The organism is Terrimonas ginsenosidimutans, assembly GCF_022012415.1.
GTDB lineage: Bacteria > Bacteroidota > Bacteroidia > Chitinophagales > Chitinophagaceae > Terrimonas_A > Terrimonas_A ginsenosidimutans.
In genome coordinates, this window is record NZ_JAKLTR010000010.1 from 1 (window position 1) to 14,287 (window position 14,287).

A 14,287-nucleotide genomic window follows, 5' to 3' on the forward strand; every position below is an offset into this window, starting at 1 on the left:
TTCTAATCAATTGAATATGTTTGACTAATATCAAAACGCTAGTGAAATGTTTAATGGTTTAAAAGTTTAAAGTTTTTGCTTTTGCTTCGGTCCCAAGTTTTTAAGCGATCGCTGTCTGATCGGGCACAAAAAAGGTGAGCACGCCTTGAAGCCATATATGCTCCTTAGATACGACATTCTGGCACGCGAAGCCAGCTGATGTGTTGACTGATGATAATCATTCAAGGTCAAACTTCGCGTGTTTTTAAAATGCTTGTTAGTCGTCGTTAGTTCGTCTCTTGGTCGTCCTTTGGCCGTCCAAAGTTTGACGGGGTTTTAGGCAGTGAAAAATGGTGACAAGCTGACACGCTGAGGGCGATAAATCTTTTGAGCGACTGGCGTCGGTTCCCTTCTCCGCTTAGATACGGTGGAAGGGCCGGCAGATATTTATGCGAGCGATGCTCATCCCGAACATTTCAACCCAAGCCATTTTGTAGACCATCCCCCAACCTTTGTTAATGATCCGTCGCCATGTGCCGCGAGCCCGGCGAAATACAATGCTTTCCATAGCGGTGTTCGCGGCGTCTTTTGCGAACAGACGTATACGCCGCAGCCTCAGGAATCTGGCAGCTATGGATCAAGTCCGGGTGATGGATAATATATCCTTCTATCCTAACCTAAATACCCGCCAGGAAGGCAACATTCGACGAAGAAAAACTGATCTACCAGTTATCGATCTTGCCCGATTTATCCAGGATACTTTTTATAAGCCCATTGAAAAATTTATTGACGCCATCCACATGCTTTTCTGATTTAACATCCCCATTCTTCTTAAAGTAAGCGCGGGAAACGTTCAGCTTAGCCCAGGTGCCGTTGTAATTTTTCATCGAGGCCTCAAAGGTTGGACTGTTTACCCGGATCTTGCCGTCTTTGAACAGGAAGGACAGGGTATAGTCAACATCATAGTCGTATGTCATTATTCCAGCACTGGCCTTGATCGCTTTTCGTTGGTATGCACTCAGCGTTATACTTTCGCCGGCAACGACACTCAGGCCATCTTGTGGATTGGAGTAGAGCGTATTGATGGCGTTCAATACGTTCCTGTAAAGATCATTTTTGGTAACGCCGGGAAAATCGATCACGACATAGTCGGCTTTACTGTCCGAAGCAAATCCATCGGGAGTCAGGGTAAAATACTGACCGTAGCTTAGCTGTGCAACCAGGAGGAACATCAAAAAGAACCGGGCTTTTTTCATCGACATTTTTTTAGTGATATGCAGGGTAGCTACAAAAGAACAGAATCATTTCAGATCACCCAAATTGTATATCAGATCCGGCAATCCTGACTTTTTATCGGGCACCAGCCCCCTCCCATCCTATATCTCCGGACGCGCTACGTTCGTGGGCTGGAAGCCGGCATTAAAGGTTCTACACGACGGACAGCCCCGGGACGATCTCTTCTCATTTGCTGCAGTGATGGATAGTGCGTTTTAACTTAAAAACGTGATGACCGGATCACATATTAATTCTTGTCAATCAACTGGTGTTTAAGGGACTATGTCTCCAGGTTTTTTTAAAAAATCTTTGAACTTTTTTTGGCGGGAAAGAATCGCGCCCTTATCTTCGCACTCCCAAAACAACGGGTACGGATCGGTAGTTCAGTTGGTTAGAATGCCGCCCTGTCACGGCGGAGGTCGCGGGTTCGAGTCCCGTCCGGTCCGCAAAAAGCTTCGAAGAAATTCGGAGCTTTTTTGCGTTTAATACTACCGGGGGGATACATTAAAACTAGATATTATCAATACTTTTAATGACCGCCGAAACAAAGAGGATCACGTGTTATTAACGTCAGAAGCAGGTAAACGATCTGTTACATCTCCGATCATTTGGCGAAACAATAGTTTTACTTTAAAGAGCCTGCCCAAAGACATCAGCACGTTAGCAGCCCCGAAGTAATGCGGCGAATGCGGCGATTCGCGGGAGCACGGCGAAATACAGGATGTTCTATGGCTGTTTACGTTGCGTATCGCCGCGTCCGCCGCGCTACTTCTACGCCAGGCAAACCTTAAGTTGACGTGCAGTAAGGCACGCACCAGGGCTGCTAAACTAAACGACCTTGAATTGAAATCGTGGAAGGAGGAAATATTCGATCATACATACTACACCCTGTCAGTCTGATTCACCCCGTACCGTATCGCTTCTTCAAGAACATCGATCTTTATATCTTTTAGCGACTTGAATTTAATGCAATAACCGGTTACTGTAGCCTTGCCAATGGTCGTACCGAAATGCTCAGACAAGTATTTTTTGTCTGCAAGCCCCATGATATAGACTGAAATACCGGATGTGTTGGCGCTTAACCCTATCTGATAGAATTCTTTTGTTGACCCGTCTTTGTAATGAATCGTGTATTGCCCATAGCCGATGTTGGGATTGGAAACGATTTTTCCTTTATCATCTTTACCGTCTAAAAACCATAGTTTGCCTTCGGGAATAATTCGAAGAACCTGGCTATGCAATGCTAGCAGATCAGCACGTTTCTGATCGTCCTGACTGTCGATATAGTTTTTGATCTGAGTTTTGATGGTCATAGTTCCGTTGATCGCTTATTTGTTGCCTGGTTAATATGTGGCATGCATGACTTGTCTTTAAAGATACCCAATTATCTAAATGCCTCAACACGCTTTCATTGCTACTGGCGGCGTAAGGTTCTCCCTCGTTTCGCTAAGGCGAACAGGCCAGTTTGTTTACAGATATCATCGCTCAAAAGTTCGTGAAAGGTCAGCGTATTGGATCAATATTCCTTTTTACAAGACAGAGATTGAAACGAAAGGGAATATGCTGAACAGGTGGGTGATCGCAAAATGATATAGAACGCCACAGGCACTGATAAACCCAGCATTACACCACCTTAAAAATTAATCTTGTCTCCTCTGCTTGCGGTACCGGCATATATTGCTTCCATCACAAAAACAGAAATCCTCACCAGTGCGGAGTGGAATAATCCGTAACTTAAGTGTATTACTATAACCTTTAAACCTCTGCTATGAAACGCAACTCATTCCTGAAGCGGCTTCTGACCGGCTGTGCGGCTATCGCTGCTGCGCCGGCTGCATTCGCTAATCATAATCCTTTTCGTCGTGCTGGAAAAGGCTTTCTTGTGGGGGCCGGCAAAGACAGGTTCGGCAAAAGTATTTCGCTAATGGAAGGAGACACTTTCTTTACAAAAGTATCAACAAAAGATACCAGTGCCGATCTGTATGTATTTGAATCAACCCGCGACAAAAAAGGCGGCCCATCTCTGCATTACCATTACGAACAGGATGAATGGTGGTACGTGCTCGAAGGAGAATTCCTGATCCGCATCGGAGAAGAGACTTTCACTATGAAAGCTGGTGACAGCGCATTCGGCCCGCGCGGAGTACCTCATACATTTGCAAAAACAAGTGAAGGTCCCGGCAGGCTGCTCATGCTCTTTCAACCAGCTGGCAAAATGGAAGAATGGTTCCAGGCTGTCAGCGAAGGGAAACTTGCTAAACTTTCGGAGGAACAACAACAGGAATTCAGGAAAAAATATGGATTTGAAAAAGTAGGGCCGGGCATCGGTTACGAAAAGAAATTATAAGCCGCTACGCACTTCATCTCTAAACTCCGGTCTAAATTTATCTCCTGGTCCGTGTCTCCACGCACCCGGGCCGTTTACTAAACGACATTAAACTTAAATGGAGGATCTGGCTATACAATGGTTTGCGCATTACCGTTCACAAATTTCAGCAAGACAAACAGTGATCGGAAATTAATCACGTATATTAGGGAAAATGAATGGCCCCGTGTGTATTATGTAATACCAATACTAAAAGCTCATTTCTTTTCTTTCTCCAAACCATTTATATGAAGAATAAGTTCCTCTTCCTGTTCCTGCTGATCAGTATCGCTGGTTTTGCTCAAACCGACAGCACCGATATCATCGTTCAAAAATTCATGAAAGACCAACGCATCACCGGTCTTTCGCTTGCCGTTATAAAAAACGGTAAGGCTGTTGTCAACAAAGGCTACGGTCTTGCCAATGTAGAACACAATGTACCGGTCAATTCAGAAACTGTGATCCGGCTTGGCTCTGTCAGCAAACAGTTCTTTACCACCGCCATTCTCAAACTGCAGGAAGATGGTCAACTCAGTATTGAAGATCCTGTTCATAAATTCTTTCCGGATGCGCCGGAAACATGGCGGCCGATACAGGTGAAACACCTGATGTCTCACACTTCAGGATTGAAACGGGAAGGACCTGCCTATAATAACAACATCATTCAGCCTGACCTGGTGATCATCAAATCTGCTTATAAACTACCGCTTGATTTCAAGACCGGTGAAAAATATCAATACTGCAATCTTGCATATTACATGCTGGCGGAGATCATTACGCAGGTGAGTAAGAAACCCTGGCAGGATTATATCAAAGAGAAGCTTTTTATCCCTGCGGGGATGAAGAACAGCGTTATGACCGACTTCTACCCTATCATCCCTCATCGCGCCAGCGGGTACATGCATAAAGGAGATACACTCATCAATGCCGATGCGATGTATGCCGTGCGTCCAAGCGGAGGTTTTCTTTCCACCAGCAGCGATATGATCCTTTGGAACAAAGTGCTGGAGGAGAAAAAGATCATTCTGTCAAAGAAGAGTTGGGAATTATTATGGACCCCAGTTATCAAGATCTCCGAAAAAGCAGAAAGCAAAAGCTTCTATGCTTTTGGATGGATGGTGGATGAACATAAAGGGCATAAGCTGATCATGCACGGAGGCGCGAATGTTGGTTTCCGTTCACAATATGACCGCTATGTTGATGATGGTTTATCGATCATTATTATGACAAATACAGATGAGGCGATGCCGGGAGTGATTACGAGGGCGCTGGCGGACCACTACTTAAGGAAACGCGAATGAAGCACGAATGGCCGCGACACGCGAATGAAGCGCGAAGGGCCGCGAATGAACGCGAATAGGTCGTTTATGATATTGAAAGGTGTTCTTTGAGGAACACCTTTTTCAGTGAATGGATGTGATGATTCCGATTGTGGCCGAGAGGGTTTGTTTCTGATGAAGATATAATGCTGGCTGCGTCTTCATGTTTTTCACTGCCTTTTTCATATATACAGGACAGAGACCTTTGTGCTGAAAGGTATTTCTGCTGGATGAAGTGACGTAATTCTTTCAAATAAAAACTTATACCCATTATAAATCCAATAAATACGTTTTTTTCACTATTTTGTTTGCCGATTCTGTTTAAACCAACTTCTTTTAACCACCGACCTGGTTCCAAATTTTTCCTATGCGTAAAGCCTTTGCATTACTGGTGCTTTCTTTATTTTCTACGCTTTATATTTTTTCCCAGACGCTCGTAAGTGATTTTTATGTACCGAATGGCCCCGTATCAGCTGTTGTGTCAAATGGCGACAAGGTCTTCATTGGGGGAAACTTTGATTATATAGGTCCGAACGTGCCGTACGGAGCAGCGATCAATAGCGCCGGTGTGCAGGACCCGGCATTTGCCAGGGCGAACAGCCAGGTGAACATAGCTGTACCGGATGGTAGTGGAGGCTGGTATATCGGTGGCACCTTTACCCGCGTGGGCACACAGGCCAGAAACCGTATTGCACGGATCAATGCCGACGGTAGTCTGCATCCGTGGAATCCAGGGGCAAATAATGCTGTTAACACGATCTTTGTTGATGGCAATACTGTGTATGCTGGTGGTACTTTTACTAATATAGGAGGTCTGACGAGGAACAGGATTGCGGCGCTGGATGCGACTTCGGGTCTGGCGACAAGCTGGAACCCCTCGACAAACAACTCTGTTAATATGATCATCGTGGACGGAAACACGGTGTATGTTGGCGGTCTCTTTACAACGATCGCAGGTCAGCCAAGAAACAGGATCGCAGCGCTGGATGCATCTACAGGACTGACCACGTCATGGAACCCTAATGCAAACAACACTGTGTCCTCGATCGGGATAAGTGGCACCACGGTGTATATAGCAGGAAGTTTCACCACTGTTGGGGGGCAAGCCAGGCGCGGGGTGGCCGCACTTGATGCTACAACAGGTCTGCCTACATCTCTTGATTTTGCTTCCAATAATAATGTGACCGCGTTGGAAATAGACGGGAATACCTTATATGCTGCCGGAACATTTACAACGATCGGAGGCCAGTCAAGAAACACCATTGCTGCACTCGATCTTACTACCGGTTTAGCTACATCCTGGAACCCTAATTCAACCGGCAGTGTTACTTCTTTGAAAGTAAGCGGCGGTATCATCTACCTGAGTGGGAGCTTCAGCACTATCGGAGGACAGGAAAGGAGCAGACTTGCAGCGGTGGATGCCGTCACCGGGCTGGCCACCAGTTGGAATCCGAGTATATCCAATCCCGCCGCTACGATTGCCACAGACGGAACCACCGTTTATGTTGGCGGAACTTTCACTTCCATCGGAGGTGAATCAAGGAACTACGCGGCGGCTTTTGATATAGTTACAAACGCGCTCACTCCCTGGAATCCTCCTTCCGGCGGGGTAATAACAACGATGGTTGCTGACGGCAATACACTGTATGTGGCAGGAAGCTTCACGCAAATGGGCGGACAACCGAGAAACAGAATTGCGGCACTGGACGCAACGACAGCCCTCGCCACTACATGGAATCCGAATTCAAACAGTAGCTTTAGTACGATGACGCTTAGTGGTAACACAATTTATGCAGGAGGGGATTTTACAAACATCGGTGGGCAAACCAGAAACAGGATCGTGGCGCTGGATGCAACTACAGGACTTCCTACTGCATTTAATGCGAACGCGAATAGTACAGTCAGAACAATAGCGGTGGAAGGCAACATCGTGTATGCAGGCGGAAACTTTGGAATGATGGGCGGACAGACAAGAATCGGGATCGCGGCGGTGGACGCCACCACAGGATCACTCGCTGCATGGAACGTGAACTCAAATACTGGAGTGCTCGCCATAATTGCTGATGGCAACACCATCTACGCAGGAGGAGGCTTCTCAACGATTGGCGGACAGACAAGAAGCAGAATTGCTGCACTGGATGCAACTACCGGACTTGCCACTGCATGGAACCCTAATGCAAACGCTGGTATTACTAGTCTGTTCCGACATGGCAGCACCATCTATGCGAGCGGTTCATTTAACACGATTGGTGGCCAATCGAGAGCGGGGTTCGCAAGTATTGACGCTTCCACCGGGCTTGCAACTTCCTGGGATCCTGCCTTTACCGGAACTGTCACTCAAACTTTGGTCACTGGCAGCATGATCTATACGGTCGGATCATTTACTGCAGTATCTCAAAATCCAAGATACGCGCTTGCGGCATTTGCGACCGGCTCAGCTTTACCCGTACAATTGGTTTCGTTTACATCAAACAGAGTTAATAGCACTTCTACCGGCTCCGCCGTCGTTTGCCAATGGAATACCGCATCCGAAGAAAACAGCGCTCATTTTGTTGTTGAACGAAGTGATAATGGAACGACATTTCACCCGATAGGACAAGTAGCAGCAGCCGGGAATTCATCTTTATCTAACCATTACACATTTACTGATGCGACACCGTTGAACGGCACTTCATATTACCGGTTGAAACAGGTGGATATTGACGAACGATTTACTTATTCAAGAGTTGTATCAGTAAGTGCCGACAGATCTGCAACTTCATTTACGATCTATCCCAATCCTGCTAAAGAAGAAATAACAATGTCTGTTTTTTCAGACAGGCAACAGAGTGGATCTTATCACATCTTTGATCAGTCAGGAAAGAAATTGGTGACGAATGCAGTTAAACTGAATAAGGGAGGTAATACTGTTCTGGTGGCTGTGGGTTCATTAACTGCCGGAATTTACTTTGTGCAGGTGATCAGTGAGACGGGGGTGAAACAAAGTCAATTCATCAAACAGTAATCAAGTTATCCTGGCGTAGGGGGATCGCAAAGAGCGCAAAGTAGTCGCAAGGAACGCAAAGAAGAACTTAGCGGCCTTTGCGTCCACTTTGCGCTCTTTGCGATACTCCTACGCCGATCCTGCGTCAACCCGCCGGCCATGTATTTCGCATCACTTTGAATTTCACTTCCCCAATCCTCTCAACACAAGCATCATCTCTTTCAAAAAGCCGTCCCTGCCTTCCCAGACAGATTGCTCCACCCCGGAATAGTTATGCACGATCCGGTTCCGGAATGCCCGGATACTTTTCCAGGGGATGCCCGGATGCTTCTGTTTGAAATCACGCGGTAGCTTTCCCACCGCTTCACCAATGATCTGGAAATTTCTAACTACCGCATCCACTGTTTTGGGATCGCGGATAAATTCTTTAAAGGTCAGACTGTCTGTATAGATCATGATCCGATCCCCGCATTTAAGTATATCGGCAATAAGCGACGTGGATTTTTTCAGTGGCATAGTTCACCTCCCTCCTCTTTCTTTATAATGGATATTTGACCGCCGCTACACGTTTGTCAACGGGAAGAGCAATCATGTTCTTAGAAAAAAGTAAAGTTGTAATAGACCCCGGACGAATAGCCGTGCAGCTATTCCTGGTAAACCGGGATTGAAGATGGAGTAAGCGTTGCTATAAGAAAGGATGTAAGCGCATATACCCAAATATAGATAAAGGTGAGCACTAAAAAAACAGAAGATGCATGAAAGATGTTTCTTCTTTATTTAATAAAAGTGAAGGTGCCGGGTCGGAAGCGATGATCTGTATACGAGTGAAAATATCTTAACAAACGCAGCTATCGTCTACGTTCGCTAAGATATTTATCTATACTAACCAAAGCGGTTATTCACAAATGGGTCATTCCGACATTTTCGCCCTGACACTTTTGCCATAGATCACGATCGCAAAAAAATCATTCTCGTCAGTATCATCTTTTACATATTGGGAGATCAGTTTCATTATTTCATGCCCTTCCTTGTTCTTAAGAACAGTCACCGTTTTGCCTTTTCCGTCCGAGAGATCTTCGCCTGTAAAGGTTCCTTTCTTTGCCTGATCATTGGCGAGTTCGAGTGCATCTGCGATTAGCTTATGCGCTTCGAGTATTGAAACGGTGCAGGAATAAAAGGCCATGTCTGATGTATTCGCCTTGATGATCATTTCTGTGCCGATACCTAATTTTTCTGTAGGCTGATAGTTTGCAGCTTCGAGTTCAGGTTCTTCAGAGATCTTTGCACCGCGAATGTTTTTGAAATCATTATCGGAATACTGGAGCATCAGCAGAAGAGCAGGTTTGTAATCTTTCTGAGCATTTGCCTTCCATGAGAATGCTGTAAGTAAGATGGTGAAAGACAGTAAGAATAAATTGTTGCGCATATGGTGTAAATGAGTGGTGAATAATGATACAAAATTGCGCAAGAGCCCGGCGGATTTCAATAGGGAGTGATGCTAAATATGGTGGGTATATATACCTAGTGTGTGGCGTTCCGGTGCGTGCCTCACTACTACGTCAACTTAAGGTTTGCTGGCGTAGAAGCAACGCGGCGGACGCGGCGATACGCAGCGGACGCAGCGAAAACAGCCATAGAACATCTTGTATTTTCGCCGCGCTCTCCGCGTATCGCCGCGTCCGCCGCGCTACTTCTACGTTACTAACTAAACGATATTGAAATTAAATCCTGATCAGCGGGAACATATCATCCCCCAAATGAGGTAATTTGATGAAATCCGCTGCTGTAAAGGATTTTATTCAACCTCATTGCTATAAAAAACGGCAACTAAAATTTACATTCGTGTATGAGAAAACATCACGTTACCCACCGTTTATTACAAGCAACTATCCTCGTCTTCGCTCTCTTTGTCTTCACTGCATGTTCCAAGGATAAGAGCGACGGCGATGGCCCCGATACAAACACTCCGCAACCACGTATAGCCTCAGGATTTACACACAATTTTATGATCAAAGCAGATGGCAAACTGTTTGGCTCCGGAGAAAATACGGCGGGCCAATTAGGACTGGGTACCACAACCACCATCAACGTTCCTGCAGAGATCACGTCGAATGTTTTAATGGTGGCGGCAGGAAGCCAGATGACGGCGATCCTGAAAAGAGATAATACATTATGGACGACAGGCCGCAATCAATATGGCGATCTTGGCGATGGTACAAATATTAACAGAAACACTCCTGTGAAGATCATGGATGATGTAACCATGATCGAAACCGGCAGATCTCATATCGTTATTCTTAAGAAAGACGGATCTGTTTGGACGACTGGTTTGAATGGGTCGGGACAGTTAGGTGATGGAACGAGGGTGGACAGGAATACACCGGTCAAAATAACTGAGGGCGCAAAATCAATCGGTGCCAATGGAAACTTCACTTTAGTGATCAAGAACGATAATAGTTTGTGGGGAACGGGACAAAACGTTAATGGACAGTTAGGAGATGGAACTACAACAGATAAAAGTTCCCTGGTAAAAATAATGGATGGCGTACTCGCTGCATCTGCTGGTCCAAGTCACGCAATGATCATTAAGCAGGATCATTCACTTTGGGTATGCGGATGGAATTCACATGGTCAATTGGGAAAGGAAGGTTTGGTAACCTTGTGGGCATATCCAACTCCATTTAAAATATTCGACGGAGTGGAGAAAGTAAGAGCCGGTACAGCCCATACGGTGATCCTGAAACAGGATAAAACGCTTTGGGCAACGGGCAGGAATAATTTGGGACAGCTCGGTGATGGAACAAATACAGACAAGGCAGCCCCGGTGAAGATCATGGATGGTGTTGCTGATATTGCTGCTGCGATCAATCACAGCCTGATCGTTAAAAGCGATGGGAGCTTTTGGGCTGTTGGAGATAATTCCAATGGGCAGCTTGGAGATGGGAGTAATACGAGCAGGAGTAGTTATGTGAAGGTGATGATCCAGTAATGATCAGAAGTAAATCATATGAGATATTGCTACCAATTTGTATCAATTCAAAGATGGGACTGTCATAAGTTTTAATCCTTTATTCCTAAAATCATATAACCCATACTGACAACAAAGGGCTATTTGGTTCATGGTAAACATATGAGCTGTCTTAAAAGAAATCACTCTGCCAATTCTGTTGCCTTAAAAACATAAAACCCAAAAAGACCCCGAGAATACTTAAGCACGACGCTGCGCGCCCGCGTCACCAACTCTTCTTCATGACAATAAAAGACCAACTGCTTTTCAGTTTCTTCAAACCTGATCATGACATAAGGCTGTTGACAACCGGATTTACCTGCTGCCAAACTTCCTTTCCCCACTATTTCACATTTCAATTCCTTAGTTTCCTGGTCACCAAATTGCTTGTTAAGAGAAAGTATTGCGGCAGATAAAAACACAGAACCGATCACTACCCGAACCAGGAAAATCAGGCTTTTCGGCAGACTATTTTTGCCAATAACTGAAAGACCTAATACGCCAAGTGTCCCTCCTCCCAAAATAAAACCTATTAAATATTTATTTTCGACAATAGTTTCCCGGTAAATACCTATAGTCCATATCCCTAAAAATATAGCTATCAGAAAAAGGACTGAAAGTACCTGATCACCTTTAGTACCAAAAAATCTTCTATTGACTGTACCCATTTCATTTATTAAAAAACAGACAGTCAACATTTCTAATATGCCTGCCTGCGTCTATCAAAATTCAATAACCCGAGTTAATCAACCAAAAATATAGAAAACTTGATCACTCATTCGATCAAAGCTGCACCCACAAGATATAAGAGATTTTCACTTAGCCAGGAAGACTTTTAATTTTGGAATCGATATAAGCAAATACCTCTCGTTCGCATTGGAATAAACTTCAACCCTGCTTTTCGTTCCATAATCACCTTCTAAGCAACATCAGGATCTTTGCTGACTATTCTCATATTTCCTTCTCAGACGCGCCAATACCTTCGGCTCTCAAACAACAGTTTATGAAAAGGATCATTATCTCCGCTGCGTTGATCGCGATCAGTGCAGCAGCGTTCAGTCAGGAAAAAGGTGAATGGCGGGCCAGATTAAGAGCTACCTATGTTGTCCCGGATGCAAGTGCAACAATAACGAAGATCGGCGGAAGCGCTGATATATCGAAAACGTTGATACCGGAACTCGACTTTACCTATTTCCTATTAAATAGATTCTCTGCGAACCTGATACTCGGTACAACAAAGCATAAAGTAACAGCCACAAATACGGCACTCGGGAATGTTGACCTCGGCAAAGTATGGCTATTGCCTCCTACCCTTACCTTTCTTTATCATCAGCCATTGACGAAATGTATTTTGCCATACGCTGGTGCAGGTATAAATTATACGATCTTTTATGGAGAGAAGAAAGGTCCGGCCATTGCAAAGATCACGTATAAGGACAAGTTCAGCTTTGCCGCACAGGCTGGTATCGACTTTGATATCAACAAGAAATTGCTACTGAACCTGGATGCCAAAAGACTTTGGCTGAAAACGGAGAATAGCGTTACAACGATACCATCTGTAGCGGAAGGCGCTACCGTGTATTCTGATACGAAGATCAATCCCTGGCTGATCAGTGTGGGGTTGGGATTGAAATTCTGATGATGACTAACCCAATATACCTATAAAAACATGTTCAGTTTTTGAACCGTCCAGGAAGGCTTCGAAGAAATTCGGAGCTTTTTTCGTCACAACCTCCCCCCGGCATCTGGTACCGTTTACCCGCATCTTGTCAGATAACCGGGAGGGAAACGTATGCAGGACATAATTCCGGATACAAGGCAGCCCGGATCATCCACATTATCCGTAACTTAAAATATTCAACCCAATAAAACACATTATGGAAACAACTTTTCTTCATACCGTTCCGGTATTTCCGAGTCAGGATATCATTCGCGATGTCCAGTGGTACCAGGAAAAGATGGGTATGAGTGTTTACTTCGCTGACAATATGTACGCAGTGCTATACAGGGAAAACCTGATCCTTCACCTGCAATGGCATGCAGACACGGCGGATGACCCTTTGCTGGGAGGATCAGTAGTCCGGATACTCGTGAAGAACATTCAACCCATTTTCGAAGAGTTCCAGGAGCGCGGCTGCATAACGGCCGATAAGTTAAGGGTCGACACTCCCTGGAATACAACTGAGTTTGGATTCTTTGATCTCAATAGTAACGCAATCTTTCTTGCGGAAGACACCAGACAGTAATGCTTCCAGAATACTTTGCAGGTGTGTGTTAATCATTGCAGACTTACACATATCGTTGCCCGATACAACGCTTTTCTCAATTCATGACAAGAAAAAGACACAGGAGCCATCCCCTGTTTATCTTTACAATAACACTACACCATGAATCATTTACAGGAGGAAATCAAGACTGATTCGCTACTAAAAGCAGGCGCTGCCGCGCTAAGAAAAGCTGCAATGAATCCAGAAGCGAAACAATTTCTGATGGACAATCCTCAATTGTTTCAACTACTGAGAAAAGCAGCCGACCGCTATATTGGAGGAGAAACGATCGAAGAGACAATATTGAAAGTAAAAAACTGGAATGCACAAGAGCTGAAATGCTCGATCGAGTTCATGGGAGAGAATGTGCAATCTGTTCAGGAAGCAACGGAAGCAACAGACGAATTTGTCCGCATCTGCAATGCGATCCATTCGCAAAAACTTGATTCAACTGTATCACTTGATCTTTCACATATCGGCCTTGAACTCTCCCATGATCTTTGCATCGGAAATCTTGACCGGATCTGTGAAGCCGCAGGAGATCAGATTGAAGTGATCATTTCAGCGGAAGATGCCGCAAAAACTGATCGTGTATTAAATGCTTACAGAACAGCAAGTGAAAAATACGAGCATCTTGCTATTACCCTGCAAGCCTATTTATACAGGACGAAAGACGACCTGGCGTCTATAAAAAATAATAAAGGACGCGTCCGGATCGTGAAAGGAGCTTTTGAAACGGCGCCGGGTATCTCTATGCCCCGTGGGGCGGAACTGAATGAAAAATATCTTTCGTATGTAGAAGAACTCCTTGCCGCCGGTCGAAAATGTGCTATCGCAACGCATGATGCCTATATACAGCAAGAAGCTTCAGCACTGATCGACCGGTATAAGCCTGCACATGATCGGTATGAATTTGAAAGTTTGTATGGTATACAAACAGATCGCCTGATTGACCTGAAAGATCGTGGCTATAAAACGAAACTGTATTTCGTTTATGGCAAGGAATGGTATCTATATCTGTGCAACAGGATTGCGGAAAATCCGATGAATATATTTCAGGCCCTGGCAGATATCACCCGCTGAAGTAAAATC

13 protein-coding genes and 1 tRNA gene are annotated in these 14,287 nt (G+C 44.9%); 9 read left to right on the top strand and 5 right to left on the bottom strand.

Annotation, left to right across the window (positions count from 1 at the left end; genetic code table 11):
- Positions 1–701: 701 nt before the first annotated feature.
- Positions 702–1,235: a DUF4468 domain-containing protein gene (locus tag LZZ85_RS15555; RefSeq protein WP_237873783.1), complete on the bottom strand. Its 534-nt coding sequence runs from the start codon at positions 1,233–1,235 to the stop codon at positions 702–704.
- Positions 1,236–1,626: 391 nt separating this feature from the next.
- Here LZZ85_RS15555 and LZZ85_RS15560 point away from each other — a divergent pair.
- Positions 1,627–1,700, top strand: a tRNA-Asp gene (locus LZZ85_RS15560).
- 435 nt (positions 1,701–2,135) lie between these two features.
- Here LZZ85_RS15560 and LZZ85_RS15565 read toward each other — a convergent pair.
- Positions 2,136–2,567, bottom strand: coding sequence for a DUF1801 domain-containing protein (locus LZZ85_RS15565; RefSeq protein WP_237873785.1), 432 nt, complete (start codon positions 2,565–2,567; stop codon positions 2,136–2,138).
- A gap of 79 nt (positions 2,568–2,646) precedes the next feature.
- Here LZZ85_RS15565 and LZZ85_RS15570 point away from each other — a divergent pair, with 79 nt between their 5' ends.
- From LZZ85_RS15570 to LZZ85_RS15585, 4 genes are all read left to right on the top strand, one after another.
- Positions 2,647–2,844, top strand: coding sequence for a hypothetical protein (locus LZZ85_RS15570; protein ID WP_237873786.1), 198 nt, complete (start codon positions 2,647–2,649; stop codon positions 2,842–2,844).
- Positions 2,845–3,022: 178 nt separating this feature from the next.
- On the top strand, positions 3,023–3,601 hold the full coding sequence (locus tag LZZ85_RS15575) for a cupin domain-containing protein (protein ID WP_237873789.1): 579 nt from the start codon (positions 3,023–3,025) through the stop codon (positions 3,599–3,601).
- A 266-nt stretch (positions 3,602–3,867) separates the two neighbouring features.
- Complete coding sequence (locus LZZ85_RS15580; protein WP_237873790.1) at positions 3,868–4,920, top strand: serine hydrolase domain-containing protein; 1,053 nt, start codon at positions 3,868–3,870, stop codon at positions 4,918–4,920.
- 385 nt (positions 4,921–5,305) lie between these two features.
- The gene (locus LZZ85_RS15585; RefSeq protein ID WP_237873793.1) at positions 5,306–7,942 is read left to right on the top strand and encodes a T9SS type A sorting domain-containing protein; all 2,637 of its coding nucleotides are present in this window, start codon (positions 5,306–5,308) and stop codon (positions 7,940–7,942) included.
- Between the two features lie 162 nt (positions 7,943–8,104).
- On the opposite strand, the gene LZZ85_RS15590 is transcribed toward LZZ85_RS15585, so the two are convergent.
- Together LZZ85_RS15590 and LZZ85_RS15595 are read right to left on the bottom strand one after the other, a co-directional pair.
- Positions 8,105–8,437, bottom strand: a complete 333-nt coding sequence (locus LZZ85_RS15590; protein ID WP_237873798.1) for a HepT-like ribonuclease domain-containing protein — start codon at positions 8,435–8,437, stop codon at positions 8,105–8,107.
- A gap of 394 nt (positions 8,438–8,831) precedes the next feature.
- Positions 8,832–9,347, bottom strand: a complete 516-nt coding sequence (locus tag LZZ85_RS15595; protein ID WP_237873800.1) for a hypothetical protein — start codon at positions 9,345–9,347, stop codon at positions 8,832–8,834.
- 420 nt (positions 9,348–9,767) lie between these two features.
- On the opposite strand from LZZ85_RS15595, the gene LZZ85_RS15600 reads away from it, so the two are divergent.
- Entirely contained in the window at positions 9,768–10,910 is a 1,143-nt protein-coding gene (locus tag LZZ85_RS15600) for an RCC1 domain-containing protein (RefSeq protein WP_237873802.1), read from the top strand.
- Positions 10,911–11,071: 161 nt separating this feature from the next.
- Here LZZ85_RS15600 and LZZ85_RS15605 read toward each other — a convergent pair whose 3' ends face one another.
- Positions 11,072–11,596 (bottom strand): hypothetical protein, encoded by a 525-nt coding sequence (locus LZZ85_RS15605; RefSeq protein ID WP_237873809.1) that lies wholly within the window; start codon positions 11,594–11,596, stop codon positions 11,072–11,074.
- A gap of 335 nt (positions 11,597–11,931) precedes the next feature.
- Between LZZ85_RS15605 and LZZ85_RS15610 the strand changes: the two genes are divergently transcribed.
- The 3 genes from LZZ85_RS15610 (at position 11,932) to LZZ85_RS15620 (ending at position 14,278) form a co-directional block, all read left to right on the top strand.
- Positions 11,932–12,567, top strand: coding sequence for an OmpW/AlkL family protein (locus LZZ85_RS15610; RefSeq protein ID WP_237873810.1), 636 nt, complete (start codon positions 11,932–11,934; stop codon positions 12,565–12,567).
- Positions 12,568–12,805: 238 nt separating this feature from the next.
- Positions 12,806–13,174, top strand: coding sequence for a VOC family protein (locus LZZ85_RS15615; RefSeq protein WP_237873812.1), 369 nt, complete (start codon positions 12,806–12,808; stop codon positions 13,172–13,174).
- A 141-nt stretch (positions 13,175–13,315) separates the two neighbouring features.
- Positions 13,316–14,278: a proline dehydrogenase family protein gene (locus tag LZZ85_RS15620; protein ID WP_237873815.1), complete on the top strand. Its 963-nt coding sequence runs from the start codon at positions 13,316–13,318 to the stop codon at positions 14,276–14,278.
- Positions 14,279–14,287: the final 9 nt, after the last annotated feature.